Here is a 20,971-nt window from a genome sequence, read left to right on the forward strand (position 1 = left end):
CGTCCGTACAGGCTGCGGGCAGAGAATAACATTATCGATGGATAAAAATCACCCGCGGCGGTTGCCGCGGGTGTGAGGGGCTTAACGGATCACCAAATAGAGCGAGGAGTCACCGCGCTGGATGTTCAGCGCCAGGACTTCCGGCTTGTTTTTCAACACCTTGGTCAGTTCTCCCATGGAGTTGATGCGCTGGCGGTTGACCCCGATGATGATGTCGCCCTTTTGCAGGCCGGAGGCGGCTGCCGGTGAGCGGGGATCGATGTCGGAGACGGCCACGCCGGTCACGGGGTCTGTGGTGGTGCTCAGCTTGGCCCCTTCCAGGGCCGGATGCAGGGCGCTGGCCAGGATCTCGCTGTCATCCGCTTTCTTCAGGGTGACCTTGACGGTCTGCTCCTTGCCGTCACGGATGAGGCCGAGCGAGACCTGCTTGTCGGCCCCCATGGTGGCGATTTTGGCACGCAGCTCGCCGAAGGAGCGGATGGGCTTGCCATCGATGCTGATGATGATGTCGCCTGCCTTGATGCCTGCCTTGGCGGCAGCGGAGTCAGGCATGACCTGGTTGACGAAGGCACCGTCCTTCTTGTTGTAGCCGAAGGTCTTGGCGATTTCGCTGGTGAGCTCGGTGCCGGTAATCCCCAGCTGGCCACGGCGCACTTCGCCGTATTTCACGATCTGCTCGGAGAGATCGCGCACCATGTTGGACGGGATGGCAAAGCCGATGCCGATGTTGCCGCCGTTGGGGCCCAGGATGGCGGTGTTGATGCCGATCAGCTCCCCGCGCAGGTTGAGCAGGGCGCCGCCCGAGTTGCCGGAGTTGATGGCCGCATCGGTCTGGATGAAGTTCTCCAGATTTTCGATGTTGAGGCCGCTGCGACCCAGGGCGCTGACAATGCCGGAGGTGACGGTCTGGCCCAGGCCGAACGGGTTGCCGATGGCCAGCGCGTAGTCACCGACTCTCAGCTCGTCGGAGTCGGCGAACTTGATCTGCACCAGATCCTCGGCCTTGATTTGCAGCAGGGCGATATCCGACTGTTTGTCTTCCCCTATTTTCTTGGCTGCATACTCACGGCCATCCTTCAGGTTGACCTTGATTTCGTCCGCCTCGTGGACCACGTGGGCGTTGGTGATCACGTAGCCTTTCTTGGCATCGATGATGACGCCGGAACCAAGCGCCTGGAAGGGCTGCTCGCTCACCTGCTCGTCAGGCATGTTGGGGCCGAAGAAGAAGCGGAATTGTTCCGGCAGGCGCTGGCGGGTGATCTTCTTGCCAGAGACGGAGATGTTGACCACGGCAGGGGTCACCTGCTCGAGGACGGGGGCCAGGCTCGGCATCTCCTGGTTGTTCGCCATCAGGGGCAGTGCGGCCTGCGCCGGTGCTGAGGACATGGCGATACCGACACTGAGGGCTAAGACACTGAATACAGAAAGAGATTTACGCATATGAGAAACAGCTCCCAGAAAAAGTTGCAGTGCAATCGTCAAGGTCTGACCACGATAAAGCGTAATTAGTTCAACCGACGATCAGCCCGGCTGCTTGAGCAGGCCGGACGCACCGGCGTAATCGCGGGGAGGAAGGCCCGGCTCCTCGCTGTTGGCGGCATCGCCTGTTTCTTCCACTTCGGGTTCGCGGAACAGTGGTTCCTGTACCTTGGCCAGGAACTTGCTCTGTTCCGCCATGTGGCGATAAAGGGTCTGGTACTGTTCGGCCAGTTGCTCCATCAGGGCGGCGCTGTCGGCGAAGTGGGTGGTGATCTGCCCCTGGTAGCTTTCCAGCTCCTTGTGGGCTTTTTTCAGCTCCTGTTCCAGGCGTCCGGCATCCCGGCTACGGACAGAGAAGCGGCCGATCAGCACGCCGATGATCAGGGCGGCGATCGCCAGCAGGATCCCGTTAAACAGAGTCATAGAAGCTCCTTGTTACAGCTAACACGATGAATTTGAAGCGGTCGGATGGACCGCAACGCCTCGTTGGCACTATACCGTGCCCCCTGAGAGCGTGATACCATTTTGTCCCTCATTCAGGGACTTGGAGGCGGTTTACAGGATGACCCCGCAGCAAAAATATCAGCAGGATTTGCAGCGCCCCGGCTTTGTGGCCGATCCGGCCCAGGCCATGGCAGTCGCCCGCCTGGAGCGACTCTATCAGGATCTGTGCGCAAGCCCGACTCCGACCAGATCCCGTGGCCTGCTGGGTTGGCTGCAAAAGCCGAAAACCCGTGACCCCGTCCAGGGGTTATATATGTGGGGCGGTGTGGGCAGAGGCAAGACCTGGCTGATGGATACTTTTTTTGAGAGCCTGCCGGGGGAGCGCAAACTGCGCATCCACTTCCACCGTTTCATGCACCGTGTGCACGACGAGCTCAGAGGGCTGACCGGTCAGTCCGATCCGCTCAAGCTGATCGCCCGCAAGCTGACCGACGAGACCGACGTCATCTGTTTCGACGAGTTTTTCGTCTCGGATATCACGGATGCCATGCTGCTCGGCACTCTGTTCCAGGAACTCTTTGGCCATGGCGTAGTGCTGGTGGCCACATCCAACATCCCCCCTCAGGATCTCTACCGCAACGGGTTGCAGCGTGCTCGCTTCCTGCCTGCTATCGCGCTTATCGAGCGTCACTGCGAGGTGATCAATGTCGATGGCGGTGTCGATTACCGGCTGCGAACCCTGGAACAGGCAGAGATCTATCACTTCCCGCTGGATGAGCAGGCCAGGAGCAACCTGGATCGTTATTTCAGCCAGTTGACCGGGATTGGGCCGGTGACTGCCGCCGCACTGGAAGTCAACCATCGCCAACTGAGTGCACTGGGCGTGGGGGAAGGGGTGCTTTATATGGAGTTTGAACAGCTGTGCTGTACTCCACGCTCCCAGGGCGACTACATCGAACTGGCCCGTGAGTTCCACACCGTCCTGCTGGCCAATGTGCAACCCATGGGCAGCAGCACGGATGACGCGGCCCGCCGCTTCATCGCCATGGTGGACGAGTTTTATGAGCGGCACGTCAAGCTCATCATATCGGCGGCGGTCCCCATGACCGGGCTCTATGGCGAAGGCCTGCTGAATTTCGAATTCAAGCGTTGCCTTTCACGGCTTCAGGAGATGCAATCGCACGAATACCTTGCCAGAGTGCACCTTCCTTAGTCACAATACCGCGCCTGCCAGTCGGATGGGCATCTGCGGCAGGTAGGGCCGGGCGACATTTGCTAGCTTCATGGCAGTGAAATTAGCAGGTGATATTTAAGGCAACTTCACTTATAATCGCCCGGCCCACGTTACAGCTGTCGATAAGACAGCAACACTTTAAGCTTTACTTGTATTCGAAGGGGTACAGGTAGGCCATCGTTTGTTGTTTGTGGGAGAGCCCCCATAAGCAATTGGGTCTGTAACAGGTAATTGGGTTTAACTTAATGAAAACTTTCGTTGCCAAGCCAGAAACCGTAAAACGTGACTGGTACATTGTGGACGCAGAAGGTAAAACTCTGGGTCGTATCGCAACCGAGATCGCTGCTCGTCTGCGTGGTAAGCACAAAGCCGAGTACACTCCGCACGTTGACACCGGTGACTACATCATCGTTGTAAACGCTGAGAAGGTACACGTAACCGGTAAGAAATTTACCGACAAAATGTACCACGCTCACTCCGGTTTCCCGGGTGGTATCAAGTCCATCAGCTTCGACAAGCTGATTCAGCGTAAGCCGGAAATGGTAATCGAAGCTGCCGTCAAGGGCATGCTGCCGAAGGGCCCGCTGGGCCGTGCCATGTTCCGTAAGCTGAAAGTTTACGCAGGCGCAGAGCACGCTCATGCTGCTCAGCAACCTCAAGTACTGGATATCTAACGGGAACTGGCAACATGGCAGAAAATCAATACTACGGTACCGGCCGTCGCAAAAGCTCCACTGCTCGCGTATTCATCAAAGCGGGTAGCGGTAAAATCGTAATCAACCAGCGCTCCCTGGAGCAATACTTCGGCCGTCCGACTGCCCGCATGGTAGTTCGTCAGCCGCTGGAACTGGTCGAGATGACCGAGAAACTGGATCTGTACATTACCGTTAACGGTGGTGGCATCTCCGGTCAAGCTGGTGCGATCCGCCACGGTATCACTCGTGCTCTGATGCAGTACGACGAGACCCTGCGTTCCGAACTGCGTAAAGCTGGCTTTGTTACTCGTGATGCCCGTAAGGTTGAGCGTAAGAAAGTCGGTCTGCACAAAGCGCGTAAGCGTCCGCAGTACTCCAAGCGTTAATTCGCTTTTGGTACGCACTCTCAGGAGTGTCAAAAAAGCCTGGCAATTTGCCAGGCTTTTTTTATTGGTAATGTTACATGTGACAATGCTAAGCATACGTCACAAAAGACAAAAAATTGTGTATTTATTGTTTTTGCCCATCGACTCCCTTTCTTGTCAAATTGTTATCTTTTCTTTAAAATTTCCATGGTCTTTCTGTGTCAATTGCCACTCCGCTTCCATTGCAGTTGTCAGAGGGAGAGGAGAAGTAAACAGGGACACTATAAGAATGAGCGGAGTCCACATGGGAGAGTTTTTGGATGAGCAATGCGCCAGTTGATACCGGTCGCCGCAGATTTCTTACCTGGTCAACGGTTGCCGTTGGCGGTGTAGGAGCTGCTTTTACCGCAGTGCCGTTTATTAAGTCATGGAATCCGAGTGCCAAAGCCAAGGCGGCAGGCGCCCCGGTTGAAGTGGATATCAGCAAGCTGGAGCCGGGTCAGCTGATCCGCGTCGAGTGGCGTGGTAAACCGGTCTGGGTGGTGAAGCGTACCAAGCAGACGCTGGATGCTCTGGCTGCACACGATGACAAGCTGCGGGATCCTGCGTCAGACGAGCCACAGCAACCGGACTATGCCCACAATGGCTACAGATCCATCAAACCGGAAATCTTCGTGGCCGTTGGCATCTGCACTCATCTGGGATGCTCCCCGTCCTATCTGCCCGACAGCTTCGGCGAGCAGGTTCAAGGGGTAACTTCCGGCTTCTTCTGCCCCTGCCATGGCTCCAAATTCGACATGGCTGGTCGAGTGTTCCAGGGCGTCCCCGCACCGCTGAACCTGGTCATTCCGCCATACCAATTTCTTAGCGACACCACCATTCTGGTCGGTGCCGATGGCAAGGAGGCCTGACCATGTTTGCCAAACTCATGGGCTGGATCGATGATCGTTTCCCGCTCACGGCCATGTACAACGACCATATGGCCAAGTATCCGGCGCCCAAGAACCTGAACTTCTGGTACTTCTTCGGCTCTCTTGCCATGTTGGTGCTGGTCAACCAGATCATCACCGGCATCTGGCTGACCATGAACTACAACCCTTCGGCGGAAGGTGCCTTCGCTTCCGTGGAATACATCATGCGGGATGTGGATTACGGCTGGCTGCTTCGCTACATGCACTCCACCGGGGCATCCGCCTTCTTCATCGTGGTCTACCTGCACATGTTCCGCGGCATGATCTACGGCTCTTACCAGAAGCCACGGGAACTGCTGTGGATCTTCGGCATGCTGATCTTCCTGGTGCTGATGGCCGAGGCCTTCATGGGTTACCTGCTGCCCTGGGGGCAGATGTCGTTCTGGGGGGCCCAGGTCATCATCTCGCTGTTCGGTGCCATCCCCGTTATCGGTGACGATCTGACCCTGTGGATCCGGGGGGACTATGTCATCTCGGGTGCGACCCTGAACCGCTTCTTTGCGCTGCACGTCATCGCTCTGCCGCTGGTGCTGGTGATGCTGGTGGCCATGCATATCCTGGCGCTGCACGAGGTAGGCTCCAACAACCCCGATGGCATCGACATCAAGAAGCACAAGGACGAGAACGGCTGGCCACTGGATGCGGTCGCGTTCCACCCCTATTTCACCGTGAAGGACATGATCGGGGTAGCCGGTTTCCTGTTCTTTTTCTGTGCCATCATCTTCTTCAAGCCGGACATGTGGGGCTATTTCCTCGAGAAACCGAACTTTGAGGTGGCCAATGGCCTGAAGACGCCGGCGCATATCGCTCCGGTCTGGTACTTCACCCCCTTCTACGCCATCCTGCGTGCGGTGCCTGACAAGCTCCTGGGGGTCATCATGATGGGCCTCTCCATCGTGGTGCTGTTCCTGTTGCCCTGGCTGGATCGCTGCAAGGTGCGCTCGGTGCGTTACCGCAGCACCCTGCACAAGCTGAACATCGCCCAGTTCGTGGTCTGCTTCATTATCCTGGGGGTGCTGGGCGTGCTGCCATCAACCCCGACCCTGACGCTGATTGCACAGCTCTGTACTCTGGGTTATTTCGGATTCTTCGTCCTGTTGTTCTTCTACAGCAAGAATGAGAACACCAAGCCGCTGCCGGAGAGGGTGACATTCAAATGAAAAGAATAATTTTTGCAGTGCTGGCCCTGCTGCCTGGTCTGGTGTTGGCCTCTGGCGGTGGCTTCCCCCTCGACAAGGCGGAGTACGATCTGAGTGACAAGGCATCCCTGCAACGGGGGACCGCCACCTTCATGAACTACTGTGCCGGCTGTCACTCCACCCAGTACCAGCGTTATAACCGGGTGGCGGCTGACATTGGCATTCCGGACGATCTGATGAAGGAGAACCTGGTCTTCACCGGCGCCAAGATCGGCGATCTGATGAAGAGCGCCATGTCCGAGAAGGATGCTGCTCGCTGGTTCGGCGCGCCGCCCCCCGACCTGACCCTGGTTGCCCGGGTGCGTGGTGCAGACTGGATCTACACCTATCTGCGTTCCTTCTATGTGGACGAAACCCGTCCATTCGGGGTGAACAACGCCGTCTTCCCATCCGTGGGTATGCCCCATGTGCTGGAGCCGTTGCAGGGGACGCCCCGCGCCGAGTTCGAGACGCACACCCTGGATGGCGTGGAGATGCAGCAAGTCGTCAGCATCAAATCTGACGGCAACGGTGAAATGAACAACGAAGAATATGATCAGACGGTACTGGATCTGGTAAACTTCTTGGTCTACTCGGCTGAGCCGGTGCAGCAGGAGCGCGAACGTATGGGCTTCTGGGTACTCGGATTCATCGCTATCTTCTTCATCTTCACTGTGCTGTTGAAGAAGGAATTCTGGCGCGACGTTCACTAAGCGACCAGATCGGAGTAATATGACGCACGGCAATGAAGACAGACATGCTTCATTGCCGTTTCTGCTTTTTAATGACGGGAGGGTTCAATGGCTGTAGCTGCCAATAAGCGTTCGGTAATGACGCTGTTTTCCGGTGCCAACGATATGTTCAGCCATCAGGTGCGTATTGTCCTGGCGGAGAAGGGTGTTAGCGTGGATATCTGCCAGGTTGATCCTGCCAACCTGCCGGATGAGCTGGCCGAGCTGAACCCGTACAACACTGTACCGACTCTGGTGGATCGCGAGCTGGCGTTGTACACCTCGCGCATCATCATGGAGTATCTGGACGAGCGTTTCCCGCATCCGCCCCTGATGCCGGTTTATCCGGTCGCGCGCGGCAACAGCCGTCTGATGATGCACCGCATCGAGCTGGACTGGTACTCTCTGGCCGACAAGATCATGGCGGGCACCGATACCGAAGCCGCCCGTGCCGAGCTGCGCGACAACCTGCTGGCCATCGCCCCCATCTTCGGTGAGATGCCCTACTTCATGAGCGAAGAGTTCGGTCTGGTCGACTGCTACATGGCGCCGTTGCTGTGGCGTCTGCCGAGCCTGGGCATCGACTTTACCGGTCGTGGCGCCAAAGAGCTGAAGGCTTACATGGTTCGCCTGTTCGAGCGTGAATCTTTCCAGGCTTCCCTGACCGAGGCCGAGCGCGAGATCCGTGCCGGCGTATGAGCATGGAACCGACAATGACACCCAGTCGCCCGTATCTGCTGCGGGCGTTTTTTGACTGGTTGCTGGATAACGATCTGACTCCCCATCTGGTGGTCAATGCCAACATTCCCCATGTGATGGTACCGATGCAGTTCGTGCAGGATGGCCAGATTGTTCTGAACATCGCCCCCCGGGCCGTGGGCCAGTTCCACATGGACAATGACGCTGTCAGCTTCAGCGCCCGTTTCGGTGGCGTATCGCAGCAGGTCTATATTCCCATGGCGGCCGTACTGGCCATCCATGCCAGGGAGAACGGAGTGGGGACCCTGTTCCCGCCGGAGCCCGGGTATGACCTCTGGCTGGAACAGGCACAGTCACCCACGTCGGTTGACCCCGAGCCGGAACCACCGCGCCCGAGCGGTCGCCCGACCCTGAAAGTCATCAAATAAAAAACGCAGCCTGAAGGCTGCGTTTTTTCATCCTGCCAGATGGTCAATTCTGGGCAAACTCGAAGGCTTTGATCACCTGTTTAACGCCGCTGACGTGGCGGGCGATTTCCACGGCCTGATCCCCTTCCTGGCGGGTGACCAACCCAATGAGAAATACCTCGCCATTCTCGGTGACAACCTTCACCTTGGCGCTGTCGAAGTTCTTGGTGCCCAGCATGTCGGCCCGCACCTTGGAGGTGATCCAGGTGTCATTGCTGCGCACGCCGATGCTGACTGGTTTGCCAAGGCGCAGCTCGTTGTAGACATGGCGAACCCCTTCAATCCGGCTCACGATTCTGCCCGCTTCCTGTTTGTAAGCGTCAGAGGGTGTTTGACCCACCAGCAGCACACGGCCGTTGTTGCTGTAGACACTGATCTTGCTGGCGGCGCTCAGGGGCTTGTTGTCGGCCAACAGGTTGGCGGCTTTCAGCTCTATGGTCTGATCGTCCCACTGGGCACCCAGGGTGCGGCGATCGCCGCTCGCTTTGGCGGTGCCAGCCGCGCCACCGACCACCACGGCAGCACAGCCTTGCAGCAGCAGGACGCCGGTCAGCAGGGCAAGAGCGAGAATAGGCTTCTTCATGGTTTCAGTCTTCCTGTTGCGGGAAAAGTGTCTGGTCGATGAGATCACAGAGACAGTGCAGGGTCAACAGGTTCACTTCCAGAATACGAGGACGGCGAGCGGAAGGAACGCGGATCTCCACGTCATTGGGGCCCAGCAGACCGGCGATCTCTCCCCCGTCTCCGCCACCGAGAACAATGATGGTCATGTCGCGGGAGAGGGCGGCCTCCGCAGCCTTGATCAGGCTGCGGCTGTTGCCTGTCGTGGTGATGACCACCAGGATGTCGCCTGGTTGTCCCAGAGCACGTATCTGTTTGGCATAGACCTCTTCGAAACCGTGATCCGTGGCGATGGCGCTGATGGTCGCCATGTCGGGCGTCAGGGCGAGACCGGGCAGGGAGGGGCGAGGCGTTTCATAGCAGTTCACCAGTTCGGAAATGAACAGCTGTGCCAATGCCGAGGAAGGACCATTGCCACATGCCATCACCTTGTGGCCATTGAGCAGGCAGATGGTCAGCATCTGGGCTGCCGTATGGATGGCATCCGGCAGTGCTTCGGCGGCAGCTATCTTGGTCTGGATGCTCTCGGTGTAATTCTCTTTGATGGGATCAGTCATGGGGTCCTCTTAAAACGCGTTCTGGATCCAGTCCGGCTGGTCGCCCTCGAACGCGATCACATCGAATCGACAGGCCTGGTTGGCCTCATTGATGGCATGTTGCTTGAAATAGTGGCGCGCGGCCAGCACGATCTTGTGCTGCTTGCGCCGGGTGACCGAGCTGGCTGCACCGCCATGAGTGGCGTTGGCGCGATATCTCACTTCAACGAACACCAGGGTCTCCCCCTGGCGCATGATGAGATCGATCTCGCCGCCACGGCAGCGGTAGTTGCGGGTCACGGGTTGCAGGCCGCGGGCCTGCAACCAGCGTTCCGCTATTTGCTCAAAGTGTTGTCCCTTGCTCGTCGCTGCCGACGGCAACAGGTTCAACCACTGCTGGTGAAGTTGTGTCAGTAGCCTCTTCATGAGTCGCATCCTCCAGCTGGGGGGCAGCGCTGTCGCTGACCAGCTTGCCATTCTGGTAGGTGGCCCAGTCCAGCATGCGCACTATGTTGCCCTGGGGATCCACGCTCAGCTGGCCGCTCATGCCGGGTTGCTGCATGGCATTGACCTTGCGCATTTGCGACAGGTTGCCTGCCAGGCTGACGGCATCGTAACCGAGGGCGAACAGGCGCAGCAGGTCGCCCTGGGTCTGGGGCCAGAGCAGGGCAATCTGTTCACGCTGCGTCTCGAAGCCACCCAGCAGCAGTGGCATGTCGGAGATATGCATGCCGTTGAGCTCGGATGCCACCTCGGTCGTCCCGCCGTCGTATCCCCGCGAGCTGCTGTAGATGGGCAGGCTGCCCATGGGGTTGACCGAGATGTCCACATAGGGCTTGATCATCCGGGTCTCCAGGCTGTTGGCCACCACATAGACGGCGTCGATGCTGCGCGGCGCGGCATCGGACAGCTGGACAATCTCCCCGGCTCGTGCGGTGGAACGGCCGCTCAGAGCGTTCTTGACCATGCCCTGCACTTCGTTGCGCGCCCCGAAGGTGGCAACCACGGGCTTCTCCTGGCTGACGCCGGCCCAGGCCTGCTCAAACGCCTTGATACTGCTGTAGCCAATCCGGCCTTGTGCCGCGATCAGCAGCGGCTTGCGGTAGCCCTGACCATAGAGGTACTGGGCCGCCTGGCTCGCATCGGCAGCGGCGGAGAGCGAGAAATAGAAGGTGTTGTCGTTGACGATCGGCTTGTCCAGCTCGTTGAGCGCCAGCACCGGCACGGTCGGACTCGACTTGAGCAGCTCCTCCACCTGATCCTTGAGCAGGGGGCCGATGATCATGTTGGCCCCTTCCTGAATCGCCTGTTTGTAGAGATCCCCCATTGCCTTGCCCTGGGTATCATAGAAGTTCAGGGTGAACTGGCTCTGATTTTCCTTGTAGGACATCAGCATGCCGTTGCGGATGGCGGCGCCCTGGGCTTCCAGGTTGCCGGAGAGCGGCAGGAAGACGGCGATCTGCTGCAGCGAACCGTTGTCCGTAGTAGCGAGATCCCCAAGGCCGGCCGGCATGTCGCTCTGGGCAGGGTGGTTAGGGAAGCTCTGCTTCCAGCCGGCAAGCTGGCGGGCCAGCTGGCTCGGCTGTGCCCCGAACTCGTTCACCAGCGCCGCAAGACGCAGCCAGCCGGTGGTCACATCGGGAGCTGGCTCCTCTTCGAGCGCCTGCAGGGTGGAGGGGGTCATGCTTTTCAGCAGTGACCAGATCTGCTGGTGATTGGTGGCCAGCTCATTCTTGGCCAGATAAGGTTCCAGCAGGATCAGCGACTTGGCCGCACCAAACTTGTTGTTGATGTCGAGCTGCAGCACCACGCGCTGGCGGTACCAGTCCTTCTGGGTATCGGCATCCAGCACCACATCCGGCTTGCCTTCCAGCAGGATCAGCGCCTGGTTGGCGTTGCCCTGGGCGAGCAGCAGGTGTGCCTGCAGCAGTTGCAACTGCGCCTGCTGCTCCGGGCTCTTCGCCTGCTTCTGCAACTGCTGATACAGGGCGGCAGCCGGTTTGGCCTGGCCGAGCGCCAGATAGCTGCGCGCCGCCATCATCTGCCACACGAAGGCCTCTGCCGGTTTGGCGGGATCCACCTGCTCCAGATACCACTGGGCATTTTTGGTCAGATCCGAGAAGGCTGACGGCATGCCGGGTTGTCCGGAAGATTGATTGGGCTCCGACGCACAGGCGGCGAGCAGGACTGCCGCGAGTAGGATGCCGAAGAGTCGTGATACACTTAGCTGCTTTATAACCCGGTTCAAGTTCATTCCCCGACCAGTGTTGAAATTCTCCATAGTGTAAACGGGCCAATATGGCGACACAATTGTCGGGACACTCGGAGCTCCCATGAGTGACATCCCAACCCTGTATATAGTCCCCACTCCGATCGGCAATCTGGCCGACATCACCCAGCGAGCACTGGACGTGCTGCGCAGCGTCGATCTGGTGGCCGCCGAGGATACCCGGCATACCGGGATCCTGCTCAGCCACTACCAGATCTCGGTACCGACCTTTGCCCTGCACGATCACAACGAGCAGCAAAAGGCGGATGTGCTGATCGCCCGCATCAAGGAGGGCAAGAGCGTGGCCCTGGTCTCCGATGCGGGGACGCCGCTCATCAGCGACCCCGGTTATCATCTGGTCACCCGTTGTCGCGAAGCCGGGGTCAAGGTGGTGCCGCTGCCCGGTCCCTGCGCTGCCATCACGGCGCTGTCCGCCGCCGGGCTGCCCACCGACCGCTTCGCCTTCGAGGGTTTCCTGCCGGCCAAGGCCAAGGGGCGGGATGATCGCCTGCAAGCCGTCATCGAAGACACCCGCTCTCTGGTGTTCTACGAATCGCCGCGCCGGGTGCAGGATACCGTGGAAGCGATTGCTCGCATCCTTGGCGAGCGCCAGGTGGTGGTGTGCCGCGAGCTGACCAAGACCTTCGAGTCCATCCACGGTCTGCCCGCCTCCGAGATGCTGGCCTGGCTCGGAGAGGACGATAACCGTTGCCGCGGGGAGATCGTGCTGGTGGTCGCCGGTGCCAGCAAGGTGGATGACGAGTTGCCTGCGGAGGCGATCCGCACCCTGGGCCTGCTGGTCAGCGAGCTGCCCCTCAAGAAGGCTGCAGCCCTCACCGCCGAGATCCACGGGGTGAAGAAGAACTCCCTCTACAAATACGGCCTCGAGCACTATTAATTGCCGTAAACCGGAATTGACGGTTTACCCCGTCCGTCTCGCGAGGCTATAATCCGCGCCTCGGAGTTGGCTGGGCAATCGCTGCTTCGTCGTTGTGTCCCTCGGGACAGACGGGCGGAGGGGAGGAAAGTCCGGGCTTCACAGGGCAGGGTGCCAGGTAACGCCTGGGGGGCGCGAGCCTACGACCAGTGCAACAGAGAGCAGACCGCCGATGGCCCGCAAGGGATCAGGTAAGGGTGAAAGGGTGCGGTAAGAGCGCACCGCGCGACTGGCAACAGTTCGTGGCACGGTAAACTCCACCCGAAGCAAGACCAAATAGGCCCCTATTGGCGCGGCCCGCGTTGGGGGCGGGTAGGTTGCTTGAGCCAGCGAGCGATTGCTGGCCTAGAGGAATGATTGCTACCCGGGGCAACCCGGTACAGAACCCGGCTTACAGGCCGACTCCGACCTCTTTCCTGAAGAGCCTTGCGATTTATCGCAAGGCTCTTTTTATTAACCATAAAGTACTGCCTCGGTCGACTCGTGATATTTACTGTTGGGCTAGCTATGTTTAACAAATGTATTTTATATCAATCTGTTATGTGGAATTTTTCCATGTTCTGAATATCGTGATGGCGCTGGAGAAGCGCGGCCTGTATGGCTGATGTTTATTCGTGCAATTTGTCAGTTTTTTAATTGCTGAAAATTAATCGAGTTGCGGGTAACACAAATAACTTGTGGAAAATCAATTCATTTAATCGGTAGTCCCATCACGCTGCGTCAATATGTTCCCCATGCCCGAGATCCTTGCTTGAAAAGCCCCCTGCTCGTCCTTAAACTTCATGGTGGAGAAAAGTGGATCAAAGTGGTTTTATTGGGCATCTAGCCCCCATAACTCACCTTTCGGGGACTGCAATTTGTTGCGTGGCGCTCACGCCATCAGCCTGGACAGCAAGGGGCGGTTGGCGATTCCGACCAAATTTCGTGATTGGCTGCGCGACGAGTGCGACGGCCAGCTGGTCTGCACCATCGACATCGCCCATCCCTGTCTGCTGCTTTATCCCCTGAATGAATGGGAAGAGGTGGAGCGCAAGCTGAAGACCCTTTCCAGCACCAACCCGGCAGAACGCCGCCTGCAGCGTCTGCTGCTCGGCCACGCGGCCGAATGCGAACTGGATGGCAATGGCCGTCTGCTGCTCAGCCAGCCGCTGCGCAGCCATGCCGGGCTGGACAAGAAAGTCATGCTGGTGGGCCAGCTCAACAAATTCGAGCTGTGGGATGAAGCCCGCTGGCAACAACAGATCAACGACGACATCCTGGGCCTGCCCGAGGACGACTGGGCAAGTTCACCACGACTACAGGATTTTTCTTTATAAATGACCCAAGCCGCTGAACACATCACAGTGCTGTTGCACGAAGCCGTCGAAGGGCTGGCCATCAAGCCGGACGGTATCTACGTCGACGGTACCTTTGGCCGGGGTGGTCACTCTCGTCTCATTCTCCAGCATCTGGGCCCGAACGGCCGTCTGATCGCCATCGACCGGGATCCCCAGGCCATTGCCGAGGCGGCCAAGATCCAGGATCCCCGTTTCGAGATCGTGCACGGTCCCTTCTCCGGCATCACCCGCTATCTGACCGAACGCGGCCTGCTGGGCAAGGTCGATGGTTTCCTGCTGGATCTCGGTGTCTCCTCCCCCCAGCTTGACGATGCCGAGCGTGGCTTCAGCTTCATGAAGGACGGCCCGCTCGACATGAGGATGGATCCCACCTCCGGTCAGAGCGCCGCCGAGTGGCTGGCCCGTGCCGATGTGGACGACATCGCCTGGGTGCTGAAAACCTTCGGTGAGGAGCGCTTCGCCAAGAAGATTGCTCGCGCCATCGTGCACGATCGGGTGACAGAGCCCTATGTGCGCACCCGCCAGCTGGCGGAGATGATTGCCCGGGTCAACCCGAGCAAGGAGAAGGGCAAGCACGCGGCGACCCGCAGCTTCCAGGCCATCCGCATCTACATCAACAGCGAGCTGGACGAGATCGAAACCGCCCTCAACGGCGCGCTGGACGTGCTGGCTCCTCACGGTCGTCTCTCCGTCATCAGCTTCCACTCTCTGGAAGATCGGCTGGTGAAGCATTTTATTCGCAAGCATGAGAAAGGTCCGGAAGTACCCCACGGGATCCCCCTGACCGAAGCCCAGCTTGCCGGTGGTCGCAAGCTGAAGTCGATCGGCAAGGCGCTCAAGCCTTCCGACCATGAGGTCAATGAAAACACCCGGTCCCGCAGCTCGGTGCTGCGGGTCGCAGAGCGTCTTGCGGAGTAAGCGATGAGCGATGTGCGCGTTCACCTCGCCAGGGAGATCGTTGCGGATCTCTGGCGCCACAAGTTGCAGGTCCTGTTGACCGTCGCCGTGCTGGTCACCGCCTTTGCGGTGATCCTGGTGACCAACATGACCCGGGGTCTGACGGCCAAGCAGAACGATCTGATGGCGGAGGAGGACAGGCTCAACATCGAGTGGCGCCACCTCTTGCTGGAACAGGGCACACTGGCTGAGCACTCCCGGGTGGCGAGTCTGGCCATGGACAAGTTGCAGATGGCTCGCCCCCTGGTGACCACTGAAAAGGTAATTACACAACCATGACACGCAAGGCCGCCACCAAGGCTCCGGCAAAGGACAAAGCCAAGGCGAAAGCACCCTCACTCTACCCGTGGCGCTTTCGTACCCTGGTTTTCTTCATCGGCATCGCATTTGCGGGGCTGATCCTGCGGCTGGCCTGGATCCAGGTGATAGATCCGGACAGACTGCGCCAGGAGGGGGACATGCGCTCCCTGCGCACCACCTCCACCCAGGCGGTGCGCGGCATGATCACGGACCGCAATGGCGAACAGTTGGCGGTATCCGTGCCGGTCGAAGCTGTCTGGGCTGATCCCAAGACGGTGCACGAGTCCGGTGCCATCCACAACGAGCGTGCCTGGCTGGCACTCTCCGCCGTGCTCAAGCTCGACATCAACACCCTCAAGCATCGCATCGCCAACCCGAGCAAGCGCTTCGTCTATCTGCAGCGACAGGTGACGCCTGCGGTGGCCGAGTACATCAAGGGGTTGAAGCTGGGGGGCATCTATCTGCGCCCCGAGGCGCGCCGTTTCTACCCGACCGGCGAGATAAGCTCCCACCTGGTGGGGGTAACCAACATCGATGGCAGCGGCATCGAGGGGATTGAGCGCAGCTACAACGAGTGGCTGACCGCAACCCCTGGCGAGATGCGGGTGCGCAAGGACAGGCAGGGCCGCGTCATCGAGCGCCTGGGCCTGGTGAAAGAGGGCAAGCACGCCAACGATCTGCAACTGAGCATCGATCAGCGGGTGCAGGCGCTGGCCTATCGCGCCCTCAAACGGGCTACCGACGAGAACAAGGCCACCTCCGGCTCCATGGTGATGCTGGATGTGAAGACCGGCGAGGTGCTCGCCATGGTCAACACCCCCTCCTACAACCCGAACAACCGCGGTCAGTACCAGAGTTTCCGGGTGCGAAACCGGGTGGTGACCGATACCTATGAGCCGGGCTCCACGGTCAAGCCATTGATTTTGCTTAGTGCCTTGCAAGCCGGTGTCACCAGCTGGAAGGACTTCATCCCGGGCGGCCCCCTCTTCATCGGGGCCAAGCAGATCCGTGACGTGAGTATCCACAAGGCGACCAACCTGTATGACATCCTGCGCTACTCCTCCAACATCGGCATGTCGCGCATCGCGCTGCGGATGCCGGCCCAGGAGATGATCAACACCCTGAGTATGGTGGGCTTCGGCATGGACACCGGCAGCGGCCTGATGGGGGAGAGCAGCGGCATGCTGCCCCAGCGTCGCCGCTGGTCCGACATCGAGCGAGCCACCCTGTCGTTTGGTTATGGTCTGCGAGTGACCCCGCTGCAGCTGGCCTCCGCCTACGCCACCCTGGCCAACAAGGGCAAGCGGGTTCCGCTCTCCATCATCAAGGTGACCAAGCCGCCCAAGGGTGAGCAGGTCATCGATCACAACAACGCCGCTGCCATGTTGCAGGCGCTGGAGTACGTGGTCAGCAATGCCATTCCCAAGGCCCAGATCCCCGGTTATCGGGTCGGTGGCAAGAGTGGTACCGCCAAGGTGGCCGTGGCTGGGGGCTATGGCAAGGACTACATGGCCTGGTTTGCCGGTTTCGCGCCGGCCAGCAATCCCCGTTTCGTCATGGTGGTGGTGATCAACGAGCCCAAGGGGGATGCCTACTACGGCGGTGCCGTGGCGACCCCGCCCTTTGCGGAGGCCATGGGAGGCGTGTTGCAGCTCTTCAACATCCGTCCCGATGCGATCCCGCCCGAGGTACCCGCCAAGCTTGCCCGCACGGAGGCCAACAATGGCGCACCGCGTACTTGACGGGCATCCGGCTTTTTCCATCGGCCCCGCTGCTGTCGGGGCGTTTTCCATGGCGTGTACGAGCGCCCGCATTCCCGCATTTTCGGAGGCTTCCCATGCCGCCCCGCACACTTGATCAACTGATGAGCCGCTTCGGCATCGATGCCCCGGCGCTTTCCCTCACCGATCTCCAGCTCGACAGCCGGCGGGTCGGTCCCGGCTCGCTCTTCGTGGCGATTCGTGGCCATCAGGTGGATGGCAGGCGCTTCATCGAACAGGCGGTGGCTCAGGGAGCGACCGCCGTGCTGTTTGAGGAGGACGGAGAATTCGTCCCTCCGGCGACCCAGATCCCCTGCATCGGCATGAGGGATCTTCCCGCTCGTCTCTCCGAGCTGTCCGGTCATTTCTACGGTCACCCTGCGCAAAAGCTGCAACTGGTGGGCATCACGGGCACCAACGGCAAGAGCACCACGGCCCTGCTGGTGGCCAACTGGCGCACCCTGCTGGGGGGCAAGGCCGGGGTCATGGGCACCATAGGCAACGGTCTGTTTGGCGAGCTCATCGAAGCAGAGAACACCACGGGCAGCGCGGTCCAGGTGCAGGCCAATCTGGCCGCCTTGCAGCAGCAGGGGGCTGATCTGGTGGCGATGGAGGTCTCCAGCCACGGTCTGGTGCAGCATCGCGTAGCGGCCCTGCCGTTTGCCGCGGCAGTCTTCACCAACCTGAGCCGGGATCATCTGGACTATCACGGCACCATGGAGGCCTATGCCGCCGCCAAGGAGGAGCTGCTGAAGCTGGTGGATGAGCCCTGCGCCGTCATCAACGCCGATGACCATCTGGGACGGCAATGGCTGGCGACCTATCCCGGTGCGGTGGCTTTCGGGGTTCATGGTCCGATTGAAAACCATGCCGGACGACAACTGACGGCGCAGGATCCCCATTTCCACCAACAAGGTTTCGATACGCGCATTAACTCCAGCTGGGGGAATGGTGTATTATCCGCCCCCTTGCTCGGCCGCTTCAACGTCAGCAACGTGCTGGGCGCCATGGGCGCCATGCTGGTGCTCGGCTACGACTTCGATGACCTGCTGGCGACGGCCCCCAGACTGCAACCGGTGACCGGTCGCATGGAGTGCTTCGGCGGTGGCGATGCGCCGCTCGCCGTGGTCGATTACGCCCACACCCCGGATGCGCTGGAGAAGGCATTGCAGGCCCTGCGGGTGCACTGTCACGGCCGGCTCTGGTGCTTGGTGGGATGCGGCGGCGACAGGGATCGCGGCAAGCGTCCCATGATGGCTGCCATGGCGGAGCAGCATGCGGACTGCGTGATCCTGACCGACGACAATCCCCGTACCGAGGAGCCGGCCCGGATCATGGCCGACATGGTGGCGGGTCTTCGCGATCCCGGCGCCGTGCAGATCGAACACGACAGGACCAAGGCAATCCAGTTGGCACTGAGCCAAGCGAGCAAAGAGGACATCATCCTGGTGGCCGGCAAAGGCCACGAGGATTATCAGATCATTGGAACCGACAAGCGGCACTACAGCGATCGGGAAACCGTCGCAGCCGCCTTGCACACATTAATGGAGTCATTCAAATGATGACCCTCAGGCTTGCCGACCTGGCGCAGGTGCTCGATGCCCGTCTGATCGGGGGCGACCATGAGATCACGGCGGTCAGCACCGACACCCGTACCCTGGGCGCGGGGGCGCTGTTCGTAGCCCTGCGCGGCGAGCGTTTCGACGCCCACGATTTCTGCGACCAGGCGGTTGCCGCCGGCGCCAGTGCCCTGCTGGTAGAGCGCGAATTGCCGCTGGCCATTCCACAACTGGTGGTGGCCGACACCCTCAAGGGGCTTGGGCGTCTGGGCAGGCTGGTGCGCGAGCGCATCAATCCGAAAGTGCTCGCCATCACAGGCAGCTGTGGCAAAACCACGGTGAAGGAGATGGCGACGGCCATCCTGCGCTGTGAAGGGGAGGTGCTGGCCACCGCCGGCAACTTCAACAACGAGGTGGGGGTGCCGCTGACCCTGCTGCGCCTCGAGCCGCAACACCAGTTCGCGGTGATGGAGCTGGGAGCCAACCACCCGGGCGAGATCGCCTGGACCACGTCGCTCGCCAGACCCGACGCCGCCATCATCAACAACGTCGCTGCCGCGCACCTGGAAGGCTTTGGCTCCCTGGAAGGGGTGTTCCATGCCAAGAGCGAAATCTTCGAAGGGTTAGGCGAGGGCGGCACTGCCATCGTCAATGCCGACAACGAGTTCTGGCCGAAGTGGCGTGAAAAGGGCATCCAGTGCGCCTTCTCCCTCCAGGATCAGCGTCAGCCGTTCCACGCCCGCGACATCGTGCTCAACGAGCAGGGTTGTGCCGGGTTCGTGATGGTGACGCCCCAGGGAGAGGTGAACCTGACCCTGGCCATTCCGGGTCGCCACAACGTGGCCAACGCCCTGGCTGCCGCCGCCGGGACCCTGGCCCTGGGCGCATCGCTTGCGTCCGTCAAGGCGGGACTGGAGCAGATGGCGCCGGTCAAGGGCCGTTTCTGCGTGCAACGCTGGGGTGGCCTCACTCTGGTGGATGACACCTACAACGCCAGCGTGGAGTCCGTGCTGGCGGGTATCGATGCCCTGACCGCCATGAACGGCTACAAGGTGCTGGTATTCGGTGACATGAAAGAGTTGGGTGAGGAGTCCGCCGCGCAGCATGCCCGGGTCGGACACCACGCCCGTGAGCAGGGCCTCGATGCCGTGCTGACCGTAGGGGAACAGAGTCGCCACACCGCAGATGCCGCGGATGGCCGACATTTCGATAACAAGGCGTCGTTGTTTGAAGTGCTTGCGCAAATGATAAAGACACATCAGGAAATTTCGATTCTGGTCAAGGGCGCCCGTGGCTCCCGCATGGAAGATATCGTCGAGATGGTCAAGGGCCATCAGGAGTCAGCCACATGCTAGTCTGGCTGGCGGAACTGCTCACCCCGCACTTCACCTTCTTCAACGTCTTCTCCTACCTGACGTTTCGCGCCATCCTGTCGATCATCACCGGTCTGGTGGTGGCGCTCTGGATGGGGCCGCGCCTCATCCGTCGCCTGCAGATCATGAAGTTCGGCCAGGTGATCCGCAACGACGGTCCCGAATCCCACCTCAGCAAGAAGGGCACCCCGACCATGGGCGGCCTGATGATCATTGCCGCCATCTTCACTTCTGTGCTACTCTGGTGCCGCCTCGACAACCCCTATGTCTGGCTGGTGCTGTTCGTGCTGGGGGCCTATGGCGCCATCGGTTTTGCCGATGACTATCTCAAGGTGGTGCGCAAGAACACCGACGGCCTCATCGCCCGCTGGAAGTACTTCTGGCAGTCCGCGGTCGCGCTGGGTGTGGCGGTGTTCCTCTACGCCACGGCCACCCACGATGGTCAGACCCAGCTGGTGGTGCCCTTCCTCAAGGATGTGATGCCCCAGCTCGGCCTGATGTTCATCCTGCTGACCTACTTCGTCATCGTCGGTACCTCCAACGCGGTCAACCTGACCGATGGCCTGGATGGCCTCGCCATCATGCCCACCGTGATGGTGGCGGGGGGCTTCGCCCTGATCGCCTGGGCGACCGGCAACGTCAACTTCGCGAACTACCTGCACATTCCCTACGTGCCCTACACTTCCGAGCTGGTGATCGTCTGTACCGCCATCGTGGGCGCGGGCCTGGGTTTCCTCTGGTTCAACACCTACCCGGCCCAGGTCTTCATGGGGGACGTCGGTTCCCTGGCTCTGGGCGGCGCGCTCGGTACCATCGCGGTGCTGGTGCGTCAGGAGTTTCTGCTGGTGATCATGGGGGGTGTCTTCGTGATGGAGACCGTCTCGGTGATCCTGCAGGTCGGATCCTACAAACTGCGCGGCGTGCGGATCTTCCGCATGGCCCCCATCCATCACCACTATGAGAAGAAGGGCTGGCCGGAGCCGCGCGTCATCGTGCGCTTCTGGATCATCACCCTCATGCTGGTGCTGCTTGGCCTCGCCACCCTGAAGGTGAGGTAAG

General features: G+C 60.1%; 22 protein-coding genes and 1 other RNA gene. 17 read left to right on the top strand and 6 right to left on the bottom strand.

Features of this window, described 5'->3' with window-relative positions; genetic code table 11:
• Positions 1-81 precede the first annotated feature (81 nt).
• Positions 82-1,440 carry a Do family serine endopeptidase gene (locus AB5Y47_RS11440; RefSeq protein WP_042015057.1) on the bottom strand — a complete coding sequence of 453 codons (1,359 nt, stop codon included), beginning with the start codon at positions 1,438-1,440 and terminating at the stop codon, positions 82-84.
• A gap of 81 nt (positions 1,441-1,521) precedes the next feature.
• Positions 1,522-1,902 (bottom strand): YhcB family protein, encoded by a 381-nt coding sequence (locus tag AB5Y47_RS11445; RefSeq protein WP_010675856.1) that lies wholly within the window; start codon positions 1,900-1,902, stop codon positions 1,522-1,524.
• Between the two features lie 139 nt (positions 1,903-2,041).
• Between AB5Y47_RS11445 and zapE the strand changes: the two genes are divergently transcribed.
• The 8 genes from zapE (at position 2,042) to AB5Y47_RS11485 (ending at position 8,224) form a co-directional block, all read left to right on the top strand.
• Positions 2,042-3,136, top strand: coding sequence for a cell division protein ZapE (gene zapE / locus AB5Y47_RS11450; protein ID WP_049637186.1), 1,095 nt, complete (start codon positions 2,042-2,044; stop codon positions 3,134-3,136).
• A gap of 266 nt (positions 3,137-3,402) precedes the next feature.
• A complete protein-coding gene (gene rplM, locus AB5Y47_RS11455; protein ID WP_005336289.1) occupies positions 3,403-3,831 on the top strand; it encodes a 50S ribosomal protein L13 in 429 nt (142 codons plus the stop codon).
• 14 nt (positions 3,832-3,845) lie between these two features.
• Complete coding sequence (rpsI, locus tag AB5Y47_RS11460; protein WP_005336286.1) at positions 3,846-4,238, top strand: 30S ribosomal protein S9; 393 nt, start codon at positions 3,846-3,848, stop codon at positions 4,236-4,238.
• A gap of 299 nt (positions 4,239-4,537) precedes the next feature.
• Positions 4,538-5,128: a ubiquinol-cytochrome c reductase iron-sulfur subunit gene (gene petA / locus AB5Y47_RS11465; protein WP_010675854.1), complete on the top strand. Its 591-nt coding sequence runs from the start codon at positions 4,538-4,540 to the stop codon at positions 5,126-5,128.
• A gap of 2 nt (positions 5,129-5,130) precedes the next feature.
• Positions 5,131-6,348 (top strand): cytochrome bc complex cytochrome b subunit, encoded by a 1,218-nt coding sequence (locus AB5Y47_RS11470; protein ID WP_010675853.1) that lies wholly within the window; start codon positions 5,131-5,133, stop codon positions 6,346-6,348.
• On the top strand, positions 6,345-7,079 hold the full coding sequence (locus AB5Y47_RS11475; RefSeq protein ID WP_336591372.1) for a cytochrome c1: 735 nt from the start codon (positions 6,345-6,347) through the stop codon (positions 7,077-7,079). The genes AB5Y47_RS11470 and AB5Y47_RS11475 overlap by 4 nt, the downstream gene beginning before the upstream one ends.
• An 87-nt stretch (positions 7,080-7,166) precedes the next feature.
• Entirely contained in the window at positions 7,167-7,796 is a 630-nt protein-coding gene (gene sspA, locus AB5Y47_RS11480; RefSeq protein WP_039040485.1) for a stringent starvation protein SspA, read from the top strand.
• Positions 7,793-8,224, top strand: coding sequence for a ClpXP protease specificity-enhancing factor (locus AB5Y47_RS11485; RefSeq protein WP_185367287.1), 432 nt, complete (start codon positions 7,793-7,795; stop codon positions 8,222-8,224). The genes sspA and AB5Y47_RS11485 overlap by 4 nt, the downstream gene beginning before the upstream one ends.
• Positions 8,225-8,267: 43 nt before the next feature.
• Here the strand turns inward: AB5Y47_RS11485 and dolP are convergent, their stop codons facing one another.
• Genes dolP through AB5Y47_RS11505 form a run of 4 tightly spaced genes read right to left on the bottom strand, consistent with a single transcriptional unit; the run spans position 8,268 to position 11,554 of the window.
• Positions 8,268-8,846: a division/outer membrane stress-associated lipid-binding lipoprotein gene (gene dolP / locus AB5Y47_RS11490; RefSeq protein ID WP_010675849.1), complete on the bottom strand. Its 579-nt coding sequence runs from the start codon at positions 8,844-8,846 to the stop codon at positions 8,268-8,270.
• 4 nt (positions 8,847-8,850) lie between these two features.
• Positions 8,851-9,441 carry an SIS domain-containing protein gene (locus tag AB5Y47_RS11495; RefSeq protein ID WP_010675848.1) on the bottom strand — a complete coding sequence of 197 codons (591 nt, stop codon included), beginning with the start codon at positions 9,439-9,441 and terminating at the stop codon, positions 8,851-8,853.
• A 9-nt stretch (positions 9,442-9,450) separates the two neighbouring features.
• The gene (locus tag AB5Y47_RS11500; RefSeq protein WP_080770042.1) at positions 9,451-9,846 is read right to left on the bottom strand and encodes a YraN family protein; all 396 of its coding nucleotides are present in this window, start codon (positions 9,844-9,846) and stop codon (positions 9,451-9,453) included.
• Positions 9,764-11,554: a penicillin-binding protein activator gene (locus AB5Y47_RS11505; protein ID WP_368220249.1), complete on the bottom strand. Its 1,791-nt coding sequence runs from the start codon at positions 11,552-11,554 to the stop codon at positions 9,764-9,766. The genes AB5Y47_RS11500 and AB5Y47_RS11505 overlap by 83 nt, the downstream gene beginning before the upstream one ends.
• A 199-nt stretch (positions 11,555-11,753) precedes the next feature.
• Here AB5Y47_RS11505 and rsmI point away from each other — a divergent pair, with 199 nt between their 5' ends.
• The 9 genes from rsmI (at position 11,754) to mraY (ending at position 20,970) form a co-directional block, all read left to right on the top strand.
• Positions 11,754-12,587, top strand: a complete 834-nt coding sequence (gene rsmI, locus AB5Y47_RS11510; RefSeq protein WP_368220250.1) for a 16S rRNA (cytidine(1402)-2'-O)-methyltransferase — start codon at positions 11,754-11,756, stop codon at positions 12,585-12,587.
• Positions 12,588-12,649: 62 nt separating this feature from the next.
• Positions 12,650-13,036, top strand: an RNA gene (rnpB, locus tag AB5Y47_RS11515) — RNase P RNA component class A.
• A 447-nt stretch (positions 13,037-13,483) separates the two neighbouring features.
• Positions 13,484-13,942, top strand: a complete 459-nt coding sequence (gene mraZ / locus AB5Y47_RS11520; protein WP_039040489.1) for a division/cell wall cluster transcriptional repressor MraZ — start codon at positions 13,484-13,486, stop codon at positions 13,940-13,942.
• Positions 13,943-14,881, top strand: a complete 939-nt coding sequence (gene rsmH / locus AB5Y47_RS11525; RefSeq protein ID WP_042015088.1) for a 16S rRNA (cytosine(1402)-N(4))-methyltransferase RsmH — start codon at positions 13,943-13,945, stop codon at positions 14,879-14,881.
• Positions 14,882-14,884: 3 nt separating this feature from the next.
• Positions 14,885-15,199, top strand: a complete 315-nt coding sequence (gene ftsL, locus AB5Y47_RS11530; RefSeq protein ID WP_010675842.1) for a cell division protein FtsL — start codon at positions 14,885-14,887, stop codon at positions 15,197-15,199.
• Positions 15,196-16,962: a peptidoglycan glycosyltransferase FtsI gene (locus tag AB5Y47_RS11535; protein WP_010675841.1), complete on the top strand. Its 1,767-nt coding sequence runs from the start codon at positions 15,196-15,198 to the stop codon at positions 16,960-16,962. Before ftsL ends, AB5Y47_RS11535 begins: the two co-directional genes overlap by 4 nt.
• A gap of 95 nt (positions 16,963-17,057) precedes the next feature.
• On the top strand, positions 17,058-18,542 hold the full coding sequence (gene murE / locus AB5Y47_RS11540; RefSeq protein WP_049637191.1) for a UDP-N-acetylmuramoyl-L-alanyl-D-glutamate--2,6-diaminopimelate ligase: 1,485 nt from the start codon (positions 17,058-17,060) through the stop codon (positions 18,540-18,542).
• Complete coding sequence (gene murF, locus AB5Y47_RS11545; RefSeq protein WP_319910268.1) at positions 18,539-19,894, top strand: UDP-N-acetylmuramoyl-tripeptide--D-alanyl-D-alanine ligase; 1,356 nt, start codon at positions 18,539-18,541, stop codon at positions 19,892-19,894. Before murE ends, murF begins: the two co-directional genes overlap by 4 nt.
• Positions 19,888-20,970 carry a phospho-N-acetylmuramoyl-pentapeptide-transferase gene (gene mraY, locus AB5Y47_RS11550; RefSeq protein WP_010675838.1) on the top strand — a complete coding sequence of 361 codons (1,083 nt, stop codon included), beginning with the start codon at positions 19,888-19,890 and terminating at the stop codon, positions 20,968-20,970. Before murF ends, mraY begins: the two co-directional genes overlap by 7 nt.
• Position 20,971 lies beyond the last annotated feature (1 nt).

The sequence above is a fragment of the Aeromonas sp. R7-2 genome, from assembly GCF_040908105.1.
Lineage (GTDB): Bacteria > Pseudomonadota > Gammaproteobacteria > Enterobacterales > Aeromonadaceae > Aeromonas > Aeromonas caviae.